This window comes from Paracidovorax anthurii, from assembly GCF_003269065.1.
In the GTDB taxonomy this organism is placed as follows: domain Bacteria; phylum Pseudomonadota; class Gammaproteobacteria; order Burkholderiales; family Burkholderiaceae_C; genus Paracidovorax; species Paracidovorax anthurii.
The window spans coordinates 183,033-197,521 of sequence record NZ_QLTA01000002.1; the positions used below are offsets into that span (position 1 = coordinate 183,033).

The window sequence follows — 14,489 nt, forward strand, 5'->3', positions numbered from 1 at the left end:
GGCCTTATACTGCGGCGGATTGTAGCCGAGGGGTTTTGTCATGCCGGTGCGTTGTTGCCGCTCCTGATTCCCGTGCCGCGCGTCCGCCGCGCACGTCCCCGCCCGCCAGGCGCCGCCCGGCGCCGGACCTCCCCCGAAAGGGTGCGCCGGCTGCACCCGATCACCCCTCTTCACCGACATTCCATGAGTTTGCGCATCTACAACACGCTGTCGCGTGCGCTGGAAGATTTTTCCCCGCTGGAGCCTGGTCACGTCCGCATGTACGTCTGCGGCATGACCATCTACGACCTCTGCCACATCGGCCACGCGCGCATGATGATGGCCTTCGACGTGGTGCAGCGCTGGCTGCGGTGCAGCGGCCTGCGCGTGACCTACGTGCGCAACATCACCGACATCGACGACAAGATCATCAAGCGCGCCGTGGAGCGCGGCATCACCATCCGCCAGCTCACCGACGAGATGACCGTGGCGATGCACCAGGACATCGGCGCGCTGGCCATCGAGCCGCCCACGGTGGAGCCGCGCGCCACCGAATACGTGCCGCAGATGCTCTCGCTCATCGGCACGCTGGAGGGCAAGGGCCTGGCCTACCGCGCGGGCAGCGGCGACGTGAACTACGCCGTGCGCAGGTTCCAGGGCTACGGCAAGCTCTCGGGCAAGTCGCTCGACGAGCTGCGCGCCGGCGAGCGCGTGGCCGTGCAGGACGGCAAGGACGACCCGCTCGACTTCGTGCTCTGGAAGGCCGCCAAGCCCGAGGAGCCGCCCGAGGCGCAGTGGGACAGCCCGTTCGGCAAGGGCCGGCCCGGCTGGCACATCGAGTGCTCGGCCATGAGCTGCGCCACGCTGGGCGAGAGCTTCGACATCCACGGCGGCGGCGCCGACCTGCAGTTCCCGCACCACGAAAACGAGATCGCCCAGAGCGAGGGCGCCACGGGCAAGACCCTGGCGCGCTTCTGGATGCACAACGGCTTCGTGCGCGTGGACAACGAGAAGATGAGCAAGTCGCTCGGCAACTTCTTCACGATCCGCGAGGTGCTGGCGCAGTACGACGCCGAGACCGTGCGCTTCTTCATCGTGCGCACCCACTACCGCAGCCCGCTCAACTACAGCGACGTCCACCTGCAGGACGCGCGCGCCGCGCTCAAGCGCCTCTACACCGCGCTCGCGCTGGCGGCGCCCGAGGCCGTCGGCGCCATCGACTGGGCCGACCCGCACGCCGCGCGCTTCAAGGCGGCCATGGACGAGGACTTCGGCACGCCCGAGGCCATCGCCGTGCTCTTCGACCTCGCGGGCGAGGTGAACCGCACGCGGTCCGCGCGCGCGGCGGGCCTGCTCCGTGCTCTGGGCGGCTGCCTGGGGCTGCTGCAGGGCGATCCCCAGGCCTTCCTGAAGGCGGGCGCCCGCCTGGACGAAGCCGCGATCGCCGAGCGCATCGCCGCGCGCGCGGCGGCCAAGGCGGCCCGCGACTTCGCCGAGGCCGACCGCATCCGCAACGACCTGCTCGCGCAGGGCATCGTGCTCAAGGATTCCCCCGCCGGAACGACCTGGGAGGCCGCGCAGTGACGACGCACCGCTTCCATCTCCCGCACCGTCCCCAGTTCCTCGTGCAGGCGGAATAAGCCCGTGGCCCCCTCCAAGAAAACCGCGGGGACGGCCACGCCGTCCGCCGCCCCCGGCTACTGGGCGGACGCCTGCCGCCACCTGGTCAAGAAAGACCGCGTCATGAAGCGCCTCATCCCCGAGCTGGGCGACGTGGCGCTGGCCGCGCGCGGCGACGCGTTCACCACGCTCGCGCGCAGCATCGTCGGCCAGCAGGTGTCAGTGGCCTCCGCGCAGAAGGTCTGGGACCGCTTCGCCGCGCTGCCGCGCAGCATGACGCCGGCCGCCGTGCTCCGGCTCAAGGTGGACGACATGCGCGCCGCCGGCCTGTCCGCGCGCAAGGTCGATTACCTCGTGGACCTCGCGCTGCACTTCGATTCCGGCCGCCTGCACGTCAAGGACTGGGACGCCATGGACGACGAGGCCATCGCTGCCGAGCTGGTCGCCATCCGCGGCATCGGCCGCTGGACGGCCGACATGTTCCTCATCTTCCACCTGGCGCGCCCCAACGTGCTGCCGCTGGACGACGCCACCCTGCTGCAGGGCATCAGCCAGCACTACTTCTCGGGCGATCCGGTCAGCCGCAGCGATGCCCGCGAGGTCGCCGAGGCCTGGAAGCCGTGGTGCAGCGTGGCGAGTTGGTATATTTGGCGGTCGCTCGCCCCCCTGCCGGTGGACTATTGACCGGGCGGATGGCCCCGTCCCATCGCGCGCAGGACCTGCACAGGCATACAGCCCAAGGAGAAAACAATTGGCGAAAAAGACTTTTCTGGACTTCGAGCAGCCCATCGCGGAGCTGGAGTCCAAGATCGAAGAGCTGCGCTACGTGCAGACCGAGAGCGCGGTGGACATCTCCGAAGAGATCGACCAGCTCAGCAAGAAGAGCCTGCAGCTCACGAAAGACATCTACGGCGAGCTGACGCCCTGGCAGATCACCAAGATCGCGCGGCATCCCGAGCGGCCCTACACCCTCGACTACGTGCGCGAGATCTTCACCGACTTCGTCGAGATGCACGGCGACCGGCATTTCGCGGATGACCTCTCCATCGTCGGCGGCCTCGCGCGCTTCAACGGCCATGCCTGCATGGTCCTGGGCCACCAGAAGGGCCGCGACACCAAGGAGCGCGCCGCGCGCAACTTCGGCATGAGCCGCCCCGAGGGCTACCGCAAGGCCCTGCGCCTCATGAAGACGGCCGAGAAGTTCAAGCTGCCCGTCTTCACCTTCGTGGACACGCCCGGCGCGTACCCCGGCATCGACGCCGAGGAGCGCGGCCAGTCCGAGGCCATCGGCCGCAACATCTTCGAGATGGCGCAGCTCGAAGTGCCGATCATCACCACCGTGATCGGCGAGGGCGGCTCCGGCGGCGCGCTGGCCATCAGCGTGGCCGACCAGGTGGTCATGCTGCAGTACTCCATCTATTCCGTCATCAGCCCCGAGGGCTGCGCCTCCATCCTCTGGAAGACCAGCGACAAGGCCCAGGACGCGGCCGACGCCATGGGCATCACGGCGCACCGCCTCAAGGCCCTGGGCCTCGTGGACAAGATCGTGAGCGAGCCCGTGGGCGGCGCCCACCGCGACCCCAAGCAGATGGCGGCCTTCCTCAAGCGCGCCCTGGGCGATGCCCACCGCCAGCTGGCCGACCTCAAGCCCAAGGACCTGCTGGAGCGCCGCTACGAGCGCCTGCAGAGCTATGGCCGTTTCAACGACACGCGCGCGGAGCGCTGAGCCGCGCGCCGGCAGCAGCCCGTTCCGCCCGCGCGGTGCACGGCCCTTCGGGGCCGTTTTCGTTTTCCGGGGCCCGCCGCCATCGCCCGGGGACGGCCCATGACCGAAGCCTTCGACGCGGCCATCGGCCGCTTCCGGCCGGCGTTGCCCCTGGGCGTGGCGCTGAGCGGCGGCGCCGACTCCACGGCGCTGCTGCTGGCCTGCGCCGCGCGCTGGCCGGGGCAGGTCCATGCCCTGCACGTGCACCACGGGCTGCAGGCCGCGGCCGACGCCTTCGAGGCGCACTGCGCGGCCCTGTGCGCGCGCCAGGCCGTGCCCCTGCGCACGGCGCGCGTGGACGCCCGGCACGCGGCCGGCGACAGCCCCGAGGACGCCGCCCGGCGCGCGCGCTATGAGGCTTTGCGGCTCCTGGTCGCCGGAAATACTGCACAGTCTGCTATACAAAGCATAGCAATCGCGCAGCACGCCGACGACCAGGCCGAAACCATCCTGCTCGCGCTCTCGCGCGGCGCCGGCGTGGCCGGGCTGGCCGCCATGCCCGCATCCTGGCGGCGCGGCGGCATCGACTGGCACCGCCCGCTGCTGCGCGTGGCGGGCTCGGACGTGCGCGCCTGGCTGGCCGCGCGCGGCGAGGCCTGGATCGAGGACCCCACCAACGCCGACGAGCGCTACACGCGCAACCGCATCCGCGCGCGCCTGCTGCCCGCGCTGGACGCCGCGTTTCCGCGGTTCCGCGAAACCTTCGCGCGCAGCGCGTCGCACGCGGCGGAGGCGGCCGTGCTGCTGCGCGAGCTGGCCGAGTCCGACCTGCTCGTGGCGGGCCAGCCCCCGCGCATCGCGGCCCTGCGGGCCCTGGGTCGCGAGCGGCGGGCCAACGCCCTGCGCCACTGGCTGCGCTGCGCGCACGGCACCACGCCCTCGGCGGCGCAACTGGGCGAGCTGCTCGACCAGATCGAGGCCTGCGCCACGCGCGGCCACCGCATCCGCATCAAGGTGGGGCGGGGCTTCGTGGTGCGCGAGGGCGAAGTGCTCGGTTGGTACAATTGATGGGTTTTGGTCCCCATAACTGCACGAATAACGGCGGCGCGCCAAAACACCCCTGCGCATGGGCCCGCCTCCCGTGACGTTTTCCCCCTCTCGCGCCGCGGCCTTCGTACCGTCACCCCGGATATCCAATGGCATTGATCGTTCATAAATACGGCGGCACCTCGATGGGCTCCACGGAGCGCATCCGCAACGTCGCCAAGCGCGTGGCCAAGTGGGCGCGGGCGGGCCACCAGATGGTGGTGGTGCCCAGCGCCATGAGCGGCGAGACCAACCGCCTGCTCGGCCTCGCCAAGGACCTCGCCCCCTCGCGCGCCTCGTCCGCCTACCACCGCGAACTCGACATGCTGGCCGCCACCGGCGAGCAGGCCTCCTCCGCGCTGCTGGCCATCGCCCTGCAATCCGAAGGCATGGAGTCGGTGAGCTACGCGGGCTGGCAGGTGCCCATCCGCACCGACAGCGCCTACACCAAGGCGCGCATCGAATCCATCGACGACCAGCGCGTGCGCGCCGACCTCGCCGGCGGCAAGGTCGTGATCGTCACGGGCTTCCAGGGCATCGACGAGCAGGGCCACATCACCACGCTGGGCCGGGGCGGCTCCGACACCTCCGCCGTGGCCGTGGCCGCCGCCATGAAGGCCGCCGAGTGCCTGATCTACACCGACGTGGACGGCGTCTACACCACCGACCCGCGCGTCGTGGCGGAGGCGCGCCGCCTGCACACCGTGAGCTTCGAGGAAATGCTGGAGATGGCCAGCCTCGGCAGCAAGGTGCTGCAGATCCGCTCCGTGGAGTTCGCCGGCAAGTACAAGGTGCCGCTGCGCGTGCTCTCCAGCTTCACGCCCTGGGACATCGACATCGAGGAAGAAGCCCGCTCCGGCACGCTCATCACTTTTGAGGAAGACGAAAAAATGGAACAAGCCGTCGTATCCGGCATCGCATTCAACCGCGACGAGGCCAAGATCTCCGTGCTGGGCGTGCCCGACAAGCCCGGCATCGCCTACCAGATCCTGGGCGCCGTGGCCGACGCCAACATCGAGGTGGACGTCATCATCCAGAACCTGAGCAAGGACGGCAAGACCGACTTCAGCTTCACGGTCAACCGCAACGACTTCGCGCGCACCGTCGATCTGCTCAAGGAGAAAGTGGTGCCCGCCCTCGGCGCGCAGGAAGTGGTGGGCGACGCCAAGATCTGCAAGGTGAGCATCGTCGGCATCGGCATGCGCAGCCACGTGGGCGTGGCCTCCAAGATGTTCCGCGTGCTGAGCGAGGAGGGCATCAACATCCAGATGATCTCCACCAGCGAGATCAAGACCTCGGTGGTCATCGACGAGAAGTACGTCGAACTGGCCGTGCGCACGCTGCACAAGGCGTTCGAACTCGACCAGCCCGCAGCGGCCTGATTTCGTCTGGAATGCCTTCGATCTGAGGCATAATAGCGAGATTGGAAACGTGACCGAGTGGCCGAAGGTGCTCCCCTGCTAAGGGAGTATGGGGTGTAGAGCCTCATCGAGGGTTCGAATCCCTCCGTTTCCGCCAGTACCTGCTGGGAAAGCTGCCAAGATTGCTGCAAAGCTCTCGGCGGCTTTTTTTTCGTCTGGCTTTTCTGACGTGGCTAAGTCCTCTGCGATAGCTGCCATGAATGCGCGTGCTGGTTCTTCGCCGGTTATAGCGCGCAGCCCACCTCGTACCCTCCAGTTTGCCGGGCGCTCTCCCTTTTTCATCGCGATCAGGTTGGACGCATTCATGTCCAGCAGCCGCGCTAACGGGCGGATACCTCCTGCTATTGATTCTGCTTTTGTGATAAGTAAAATCAATTGTTCGTCTGTTGTCATTTTGAGTACGCTCCGCTAAAATTGTGTTGTCGATCTGAGTACGTTGCCGGATTGATAACACATTATCCATGGAGCTACCCATGCTGTCCTCTGTCACGTCGTCTTTCCCGGATACCTACTCCGCTCAGTTTTTTGGCGCCGCCGCTGCCAACGACGGAAGCACTCCCCCCGCCGAGTCCCTGCCTGATCCCAGCGTGGATGCTGGATTGGTAGCTCAGTCCAGCGTAGGCGGTGGGGAGTGCCCCTCGGAGGATCGGGTGCTCGCGCTGGATGAGTGCCGGGAGCTCGACCGTTTGTCGTGGGCCACTCGTGACGGTCATGACGGTTGTTTCAGTGCCGGCGGTTTTGTCTTGATAGCTCTCCAGCAGGCTGCTGATATGTGCGGCTACCTCTCCAACAGCGAACGTGTGGCTGCATACGACCGGCTCTGTCGTCACGCTGAATACGCAATTGGTGCGGGGTGCTGACATGGCCTCAAAACCTCAAGCTCAGTCAAGCTTTGTGTCCAAGGCTAACTTGGACATGCGCGACAAGCTGGTCAAGCGTGGCCTAACCGTGTCCTGGGGTGGTTGGCGTGCGGAGGTTCTGCGTGTTCGGACTGGCCGCTGCCTTGTTCAGTTCGTCGGGCACTTTGATCCTCCCCGCTGGCTCCCGTGCTCCAGCGTCCAAATCGTGCGGTCCTGACAGCCCTGCGGCATGCCCCGTAGGTATGTCAGAGCGCTGTCGCTCATTTCCGGCTCTGGCCGTAGTTAACTAACCAAGGGAACCTTATGGCTCTGACTTCTCTGATTCAAGTCCTCAAAGTCAACGATAAGCGTAGCGGCTCGAAGGACGGCCGCGCGTGGGAGATGCAGGATGCCGAGTGCGTCTTGCTGTCCGATGAAGGCGAGATGGAGCAAGTTGGCGTGCTGCAACTGCCCAAGGCCCTCATGGGTGATGCCGCCCCTGTTCCCGGTATCTACATGGGCGCGTTCGCGCTCCAGGCTGGCATGCGTGACCGCCGTATCACGGCGATCCTCACGGCCCTGACGCCGTACAAGCGTCCTCCGGCTCCCAGGGCTCCCTCGGCTCCTGGCGCTTGACCATGGGTACTGTGTGGCTCTTGTACGTCCCTTTCTTGGGGGTCGTCGCTGGCATGGCGTGGCGCTTGCTCCGTAACTACTACGCTGCGTGCCGGGCCATCGATGCGATCCCCGAGAGTTCGTGCCTGCCTGGGTCCCGGGGTATGGGGCAACGCCCCATGGTGGACTCGTCCCGCGCGACGTACCCGCCGCCACCGGGCGGGGAGTGCCCAGCGCGCCCGGGTGCCCATGCCAGCGGCTCTGGTGCCTCCGCCGATGGTGCCGGGCGCTGGATCAAGCGTGGCGCCGATCCGCGCCCGGGCGGCTCGGCACTCCCCGGCGCTCATTCGCGCTTGAGGGACAACGTGCCGCAGGCACTCCAGACCCGCGCTATGGGCGCTGACCGTGGCTGATCCGTCCGTTATTCAGTGTTCCCAGTCGTGCACGGTCACGGTCGTGCACGAGCTTTCTTTTCCTCCCTTCACGACGTTGACGTTGCAGGAAGGGGGCCTTATTGCGATGGCCATCGTCGCAGTGTGGGCCGTGGGCTTCCTCTTCCGTGAGGTCGCTCGGGCCTTCTTTCCTGGTGGTGCTCTTTCAAAGGATGACTGAAATGCAAACCCTGCAAACCCTGCCCGTCAAGGGCTCCAAGCTCGCAGCGCTCGCACGCGCCGCCAAGACCGCCGTCACTGGCGTGGCCGTCACGGCGGCTCTGACCCTGCCCGCGTTCGCCGCGGCTGCGCAGCCGGATGTCACTGAGGTCGTGGCCTACATCCTCGCCGGTATCGCGACGATTGCGCTCGTCGGCAATGCAGGTCTGATGGTTCGTGGCGCGACTGCCGTGTTCGCGTGGATTCGCGGCGTGCTGCGCTGATCTGATTCGCGTCCTGTCCCCGGGCGGCCGACCGGGGGCCTTTGCCAATGCGCCGATGTGCGGCGCATCGTCAAGGGGGTGATATGGGCCTGTTCGTGATTGTGGCCATCCTGGGGGCGGCATGGCTCATGTTCTCCGGTTGATGCTTGCGGTGGTGCTGGCGTTGGCCGGTGCCTTGCCGTCCTACGCGGCAACGACTGTCTACGTGATCGCTGGGCATCCGGGCAAGGGTGAGTTTTCGAGTGCCGCCGCCGCTTGTAGTGCTGTCCCTGCGGGTATGAAGATGGACGGCCAGTCCTGCAGCTCTACGCTTGCGCCCGATGGGCGGACCTGCTGGATTGGTTGCGGGCCGTACAACGGTGGGTCGGCCGACATCGTGCCGATGGTGCGGCAGTGCGTTCCCGGCTCTTCCACTGGTGACTTGGATTACCCAGGCTCCAGGGGGGCGTTTCGCAGTTGCGTCGCGGGATGCATCACAGACATGACTCCAAGCACTCCTGTGCTTGAGTGCTCGGGGGCGAGCACCAGCGCGTGCACGTACAAGACCCGCATGTCTGGTGTGCAGACGGGCGAGTCTTGCAACGCTGCATCTGGTGATCCTCCGACAAGCAACCCCCCGCCGTGCCCTGCTGGTATGTCCGGCGGCTATGTGAACGGCCTGGAGGCTTGTGTCCCTAGCTCCGGCAGTGGTTCCGGGTCTGGATCTGGCACCGGTAGTGGGTCCGGCACGGGCACTGGCTCCGGCTCGGGGTCTGGCAATGGTAGTGATGGCAACGGCAACGGTGGTAGCGGGGCTGGTGGCAGTGGCGCTGGTGGTGCGGGGAGTGGTACTGGTAACGGTACGGGTACTGGCACTGGCGGTGGCACTGGCGGTGGCACTGGCGGTGGTACGGGTGGCGGTACTGGTACGGGTACTGGCACTGGGGCCGGCGCTGGCGGTGGTACTGGCGGCGGTACTGGTGCGGGTGGTAGTGGTACCGGCACTGGCACCGGCGCTGGCGGTGGTACTGGCGGCGGTACTGGTGCGGGTGGTAGTGGTACCGGCACCGGCACCGGCACTGGCACTGGCACTGGCACCGGCACCGGCACCGGCACCGGCACTGGCACTGGCACCGGCACCGGCACCGGCTCGGGCACTGGCACCGGCTCGGGCACTGGCACCGGCACCGGCACCGGCACCGGCTCGGGCGGTGGTTCAAGTCCGCCGTCTGGCAGTGCCTCGGCTCCGTTTGGAGGTGCGTCGGCGCCCTCTGGAGGTGCCTCCGGTCCAGCTGGCGGCGCATCTACCCCTGGTGATTGCGTCGGTCACGATTGCGCCGACGGTGACAAGAAGTCGTTTGGCGGGTCCTGTGGTGCGTGGACGTGTGAGGGTGACGCGATCATGTGTGCTATCGGGAAAGAGCAACACCAGCGCAATTGCCAGATGTTCGAGGATGCTGCCCAGTCACAAGAGGCCAAGCTGTACGGGGAGTCAAAGGGTAAGACTGGCGATCAAACAAAGGACTTGCCAGGCAATGAGACTGTCTCGATGGCCCAGCGCTACGACTCCACGAATCTGCTGTCTGGCTCCTGCGTCAGCGACGTCACGTTTGATGTTGTCGGCAAGCCTTTCACGCTACAGCTGTCTCGTGTTTGCCCGCATCTCGAAATGATCCGCCTGCTTTTGATGGGCTTCGGTGCGGTGCTTTGGCTCGTGATCGTTTTCCGGGGGTGACTACATGCCTGTCTTTCTTGCGGCCTTGCTCGGTGGGCTTATCAACATCGCGGGCACGCTCGCTGGCCGGGTGTTGTTGTCGTTGGGCATGAGCGTGGTGACCATCACGGGTGTGTCTGCCACCCTTGCTTGGGCTAAGTCCAATGTCGTGTCGTCGATCGCTGGCATGCCGGGCCAGGTCGTTGGCATGTTGTCTGCCATGGGGGTCGGCTCGTTCCTGTCGATCGTCATAAGCGCTATCACGACTCGCATGTTGCTGCAGGGCCTGACGGGTGACACGATCAAGAAGTGGGTCACGAAATGAGGCGCGTGCGATCGCTGCGTCGGCAGCTTGGGTTCCTCTATCTGTCCACAGGCGCTAATGGCGCTGGTAAGACGTTGTTCACGTTGCTTGATGTGCGCGCGTTGCAGCTAGAGACTAGTCGCCCCGTCTTTTTCAGCGGGTTCACTGCGAAACAGCCGCTGTTCGATTTTGGTTGGCAGGAGTTCGCGCCTGAACTTTGGCAGGACTGCCCTGACGGCTCTATCCTCATCATCGATGAGTGCCACCTGAAGTTGCCTTTGCGCGGTGCTGGCAAGCCGCCTGAGTGGATCGAAATGATTCCTGTGACCCACCGCAAGCGGGGCATGGATATCTACTTCATCACTCAACACCCAATGAACATGGATGCGTTCATTCGGCGTGTGATTGCTAGCCCTGGCTGGCATCGGCACTTCAAAGCGTCGTTCATGGGCGACTCGTCCAATGAGTTGCGGTGGACCAGCGTCAATGACCAGCCGCAGAAGCCTGGAAGCGGTAAGAGTGGGGAGATCAAGTCTCGGCCGTTCCCAAAGGAGGTGTATGCGTGGTATGAGTCGGCGAGCCTGCATACCGCAAAGAAGGGCATACCTGCGAAAGTTTGGTGGGCTGTCGGTGCTTTGCTGGCTGCTATTGCGTCTGTCATAGCCGTGGTCTGGATTTTGACTGCCCAAGCATCTGGCGCAGTCGGTGAGCGGTCCACGCTTGTCAAGCAAGCGGAGCAAGCTGGCGGTGTCAGTGCTGCCTCGTCTGCCCAGCGTGCTGTGTCTGGCACGGGTGGTGCTGGTGGTGGGTCAAGCCGGGGCCAGTCGATGACTAAGGCTGAGTATCTGGATCAGCGAGTGCCGCGTATTGAGGGCTTCCCGCACACTGCCGGCGTTTACGACGGCGTGACCGCTCCCACGGATGCTCCATACCCCGCCGCGTGTATGTCCATGGGCAAGGCCTGCAAGTGCTACACGCAACAGGCCACCTTGATGCAGGTGCCTGCGGACGTGTGTCGGCAGATTGTGGCGCACGGTTACTTTGTCGATTGGCGTAAGCAGGACCCACCCATGGCTAGGGTTGATCAAGCTGCCTTGGCCTCTCCGACTCCTGCGCCTCAGTCGGTGGTCATCAACATGCCTGTGCAGGCTCCTCCGCACGCCCAGCAGCGTCCTGGGTGGGCCGAGTCCCTTGCCCTCCGCAACAGTCAGGTCCGGGGCACGTATGAGCGGTGATAGCGGCGCGTAGCGGCGGCCCCGTCGCGAGCGGAGCGTAGCGTAGGGGCCGCGCGCAGCGCGGCCTAGATTTATCAATAAGACATATCTCGACCGATGCAAGGAATCCACGTCTACCGCCCTGCTTACCGTCTGCCGTGCGTAGCACGGTTGGTGGTTGGTATTGGTGTCCCCTTGGTGTGGGAGTGGCCTGACGGTGAGTGGTGCTGGTTGGATGAGCTGTGGCGCTGGGAGTGGCGGCACAAGCAAGGCGGCTGGATCGCGACGTTTGTCTGATCCAAAAAATTGCCCCCGCGCGGACTGGAATCCACCGGGGGCCGACAGCAAGATCAATGGGAGGTGCTGTGGACCGATATGTAGTGCACAAGGGTGTCTATTGTCAAGTTTTCGAGGAGGGTTGGCGGGTCAAGGAGTGGCGCGCTCCCCAAACCGGGCAGGTTGAGTTGATGGCGTGGCCTCGCAAAATCTATGTGCCTTTGGGCGATTGGGACGATCCTGATTTGCGAGCTCCTGAGATCGACCAGTCTGGCACCGAGCTGGAAAAAGAGCGTGAGGCTGAGCGTAAGCGCTTGGCTCTGGAGCGCAGTGCCGCGAGGGCAAAGCGTACCTGTCGGTACAAGATCAAGTCTGCTGGTGTTGCCTCGTTACTCACTTGCACGTACCGCGAAAACATGGTGGATTTCAACAGGGTCCGGGCTGACTGGGCGGCGATGCTGCGCAAGCTGCGCAGGGCCATTCCGGGGTTCCGCGCTGTCTTCGCCTTTGAACGGCAATCACGCGGTGCTTGGCATGTCCATGCGGCTATCGACAAGCTGCCTGTGTACCTGGATACCGTCGATGGTCGTGTGCGGTCCTGGGACTATCTGCGCAGGCTGTGGCAGTCGGTGGTTGGCAAGGACAACGGCAACATTGATGTTGATGGCCATCGGCGTACGCGCCATGGTCTGCCGGGCAAGTATCACAAGACCAGCGAGTCCCTTGCCAAGCTCGCCGGCTACGTGTCTAAGTACCTGACCAAGGATCACGCTGACGGTGTTGAGGGCCGCAACAGGTGGGGCAGTACGCAGGGCATCGAGGTCGCTAAGCCAGTCACATACGACATGCCTGAGATGAGCTTGGCCGAGCTCGTGGCACTGGCCTTCGGTGTGCCTGATGGGCACCGTATCGCCGCGCACAAGGTGGGTCGGTGGGGCAAGTTTTGGATGCTTAGCACCGAGCCCGGAAATGAGGCCGTAGAGGCCCCTGATACGTGAGGTGGTGCCATGACCTTATCTGCTGATCCGGCGAATATCGTTACCGGGCCTGGGCGCCCCCGTGTCCATGCAAGTGATTCTGCGCGGGTTGCTGCGCATCGTTCCCGCAATGTGCGCGTGGAAGTGGTCTTACCTGCCTCGACCGCTGAGGCCCTGCAGTCAATAGCATCGGCTCTCGACTGCTCACGTAACGAGCTGGTGAGTAGTCAGATTCGGTTTGCTATGACAAACCGGGATTGGCGACGGCTCGGTTTGTGGGGGGGCAAGAATGCTTGTGGGGTATGCGAGGGTCAGCACTCAGGATCAGGACACGGCGCTGCAGTTGGACGCGCTGAGTCGGATGAGGTGTGAGGTTATTTACCAGGAGAAGGCGAGTGGTGCGACTCGGCGCGGGCGTCAAGAGTTGGCGCGTTGTCTTGCTAGTTTGGGGCGTGGTGATGTGCTCGTGGTTTACAAGATCGACCGCATTGCGCGGAGTCTTTTCGATCTCTTGGAGATACTTCGTCAGTTAGACCGTGTTGGGGCGACTATCAAGAGTGTTACTGAGCCATTGGACACTGGTTCGCCGATGGGGGTCTTTATGCTGCAGATGCTTGGTGCTGTTGCTCAACTTGAGCGGTCTATGATTCGGGAGAGATCAATTGCCGGCCAGCTTGCTGCTCGTGATCGTGGCCGTAAGCCTGGGCGTGTGCGTGCGTTGTCTGTCGATGATGAGGCTGAGTTAGTGCGCGAGTATCTGACTGGCCTGTATACCTACCATGCGTTGGGTCTCAAATACGGCGTGTCCGTGCAGGTTGCTAAGCGTGCGGTGTACCGTGTCACGAAGCCTTGCCAGTATCTCAAGAGCAATAAGGTGTAGCGTCCGGAACCATCCGTTTCCGCCAAACGCAGAAGCCCCAAGTGAGTCATCACCTGGGGCTTTTCTGTTTTCAGGCCGCATTCGCAGCGCGCGGAGAGTTCACGGAGCCCGGGGCGGTTCGACCGCCCGGGTGTGGTGCCGCAGACGCTACGCCCCGTGCCTCACGCGAGGCCCAGGCGTTTCTTGAGGCCGTCTTTCGAGGCATGCAGCAAGGACCGCGACAGCTTCGGGTCCGAGATGGCGCGTGCCACGGTCAGCGCGCCCACCATTTCTGCGACCGCCGAGGCGGCCTGTTCCCGGGGATGCTCGTGGGCCAACTGGTGGAGGATGCCGGCGATGCGGTCGATCATGTGGCCCACGCCGGCGTCGAAGCTCTCCCGCATGCTCGCCGGCATCCGTGCCAGATCTCCGGAGAGCGCCGCCACCGGGCACCCCTGTCCCCGGTGGTCGCGGTGCCGCGTGCTCAGGTACCTGTCGATGTAGGCCGCGAGCCCTTCGGCGGGTGGCGAGTCCTGCATCGCGCGATCGAAGGCGCCGCGCTGGTCCTCGAACATGCTGGCGATGGCCTCGGCCACCAGCGCTTCCTTGGAGGCGAAGTGCGCATAGAAGCCGCCATGGGTCAGGCCCGCGCGGGCCATCAGGGTGGCGACACCTATCTGGTCGGGGCCATGCTCCCTGAGGGCTTCGGAGGTTTCGCGCACCACGCGTTCGCGCGTGCGCTGCTTGTGTTCTGCGTCGTATCGCATGCTGGGGTCATTCAACTGCTGCCATGGAGCCTATCACCGTCCGCCTGGGATGGAGTGCGTACTTTTCTTTGGATGATGGTGATAATATTATTGACGTCATTCAATGACAACCATCGAAGGAGCGAAGCGATGAGGATTCAAGGTGGCGTGGCGCTGTTGAAGGGGGCCGGCAGGGGCCTCGGCAAGGCTTTCGACCGGGCATGGCTCGCGGCCGGTGCGGCGAAGGCCCATGCGACCGCGAGAACTCCGTCCTCGATCGG

At 65.0% G+C, this 14,489-nt stretch carries 14 protein-coding genes and 1 tRNA gene; 14 read left to right on the plus strand and 1 reads right to left on the minus strand.

Annotated features, from left to right (window positions below):
• Positions 1–183: 183 nt before the first annotated feature.
• The 14 genes from cysS (at position 184) to AX018_RS01995 (ending at position 13,483) form a co-directional block, all read left to right on the plus strand.
• Positions 184–1,563: a cysteine--tRNA ligase gene (gene cysS / locus AX018_RS01930; RefSeq protein ID WP_111875625.1), complete on the plus strand. Its 1,380-nt coding sequence runs from the start codon at positions 184–186 to the stop codon at positions 1,561–1,563.
• Positions 1,564–1,623: 60 nt separating this feature from the next.
• Positions 1,624–2,283: a DNA-3-methyladenine glycosylase family protein gene (locus tag AX018_RS01935; protein ID WP_111875626.1), complete on the plus strand. Its 660-nt coding sequence runs from the start codon at positions 1,624–1,626 to the stop codon at positions 2,281–2,283.
• 67 nt (positions 2,284–2,350) lie between these two features.
• Complete coding sequence (locus tag AX018_RS01940; protein WP_111875627.1) at positions 2,351–3,325, plus strand: acetyl-CoA carboxylase carboxyltransferase subunit alpha; 975 nt, start codon at positions 2,351–2,353, stop codon at positions 3,323–3,325.
• Positions 3,326–3,424: 99 nt separating this feature from the next.
• A complete protein-coding gene (gene tilS, locus AX018_RS01945) occupies positions 3,425–4,372 on the plus strand; it encodes a tRNA lysidine(34) synthetase TilS (RefSeq protein ID WP_111875628.1) in 948 nt (315 codons plus the stop codon).
• Positions 4,373–4,500: 128 nt separating this feature from the next.
• Positions 4,501–5,772 carry an aspartate kinase gene (locus AX018_RS01950; RefSeq protein ID WP_111875629.1) on the plus strand — a complete coding sequence of 424 codons (1,272 nt, stop codon included), beginning with the start codon at positions 4,501–4,503 and terminating at the stop codon, positions 5,770–5,772.
• A 43-nt stretch (positions 5,773–5,815) separates the two neighbouring features.
• Positions 5,816–5,908 (plus strand) — tRNA-Ser (locus tag AX018_RS01955).
• 376 nt (positions 5,909–6,284) lie between these two features.
• Positions 6,285–6,671 (plus strand): hypothetical protein, encoded by a 387-nt coding sequence (locus tag AX018_RS24560; RefSeq protein ID WP_146749200.1) that lies wholly within the window; start codon positions 6,285–6,287, stop codon positions 6,669–6,671.
• Between the two features lie 303 nt (positions 6,672–6,974).
• Complete coding sequence (locus AX018_RS01965; protein WP_111875630.1) at positions 6,975–7,286, plus strand: hypothetical protein; 312 nt, start codon at positions 6,975–6,977, stop codon at positions 7,284–7,286.
• Between the two features lie 592 nt (positions 7,287–7,878).
• Positions 7,879–8,139, plus strand: a complete 261-nt coding sequence (locus tag AX018_RS01970) for a major capsid protein (RefSeq protein ID WP_111875631.1) — start codon at positions 7,879–7,881, stop codon at positions 8,137–8,139.
• Between the two features lie 1,423 nt (positions 8,140–9,562).
• Positions 9,563–9,853, plus strand: a complete 291-nt coding sequence (locus AX018_RS25120; RefSeq protein WP_170146156.1) for a hypothetical protein — start codon at positions 9,563–9,565, stop codon at positions 9,851–9,853.
• Positions 9,854–9,857: 4 nt separating this feature from the next.
• The gene (locus AX018_RS01980) at positions 9,858–10,157 is read left to right on the plus strand and encodes a DUF2523 domain-containing protein (RefSeq protein ID WP_111875633.1); all 300 of its coding nucleotides are present in this window, start codon (positions 9,858–9,860) and stop codon (positions 10,155–10,157) included.
• A 5-nt stretch (positions 10,158–10,162) separates the two neighbouring features.
• Positions 10,163–11,371 (plus strand): zonular occludens toxin domain-containing protein, encoded by a 1,209-nt coding sequence (locus AX018_RS01985; RefSeq protein WP_170146160.1) that lies wholly within the window; start codon positions 10,163–10,165, stop codon positions 11,369–11,371.
• Between the two features lie 359 nt (positions 11,372–11,730).
• Positions 11,731–12,624, plus strand: coding sequence for a rolling circle replication-associated protein (locus AX018_RS01990; RefSeq protein WP_146749202.1), 894 nt, complete (start codon positions 11,731–11,733; stop codon positions 12,622–12,624).
• 268 nt (positions 12,625–12,892) lie between these two features.
• Positions 12,893–13,483, plus strand: coding sequence for a recombinase family protein (locus tag AX018_RS01995; protein WP_111875636.1), 591 nt, complete (start codon positions 12,893–12,895; stop codon positions 13,481–13,483).
• Positions 13,484–13,644: 161 nt separating this feature from the next.
• On the opposite strand, the gene AX018_RS02000 is transcribed toward AX018_RS01995, so the two are convergent.
• A complete protein-coding gene (locus AX018_RS02000; protein WP_111875677.1) occupies positions 13,645–14,229 on the minus strand; it encodes a TetR/AcrR family transcriptional regulator in 585 nt (194 codons plus the stop codon).
• Positions 14,230–14,489: the final 260 nt, after the last annotated feature.

Excerpts from the sequence above, each read along its gene's own strand:
- cysS (WP_111875625.1), top strand. The coding sequence starts at position 184 with ATGAGTTTGCGCATCTACAACACGCTGTCGCGTGCGCTGGAAGATTTT.
- tilS (WP_111875628.1), top strand. The coding sequence starts at position 3,425 with ATGACCGAAGCCTTCGACGCGGCCATCGGCCGCTTCCGGCCGGCGTTG.
- AX018_RS01950 (WP_111875629.1), top strand. The coding sequence starts at position 4,501 with ATGGCATTGATCGTTCATAAATACGGCGGCACCTCGATGGGCTCCACG.
- AX018_RS24560 (WP_146749200.1), top strand. The coding sequence starts at position 6,285 with ATGCTGTCCTCTGTCACGTCGTCTTTCCCGGATACCTACTCCGCTCAG.
- AX018_RS01965 (WP_111875630.1), top strand. The coding sequence starts at position 6,975 with ATGGCTCTGACTTCTCTGATTCAAGTCCTCAAAGTCAACGATAAGCGT.
- AX018_RS01970 (WP_111875631.1), top strand. The coding sequence starts at position 7,879 with ATGCAAACCCTGCAAACCCTGCCCGTCAAGGGCTCCAAGCTCGCAGCG.
- AX018_RS25120 (WP_170146156.1), top strand. The coding sequence starts at position 9,563 with ATGTTCGAGGATGCTGCCCAGTCACAAGAGGCCAAGCTGTACGGGGAG.
- AX018_RS01980 (WP_111875633.1), top strand. The coding sequence starts at position 9,858 with ATGCCTGTCTTTCTTGCGGCCTTGCTCGGTGGGCTTATCAACATCGCG.
- AX018_RS01995 (WP_111875636.1), top strand. The coding sequence starts at position 12,893 with ATGCTTGTGGGGTATGCGAGGGTCAGCACTCAGGATCAGGACACGGCG.
- AX018_RS02000 (WP_111875677.1), bottom strand. The coding sequence starts at position 14,229 with ATGCGATACGACGCAGAACACAAGCAGCGCACGCGCGAACGCGTGGTG.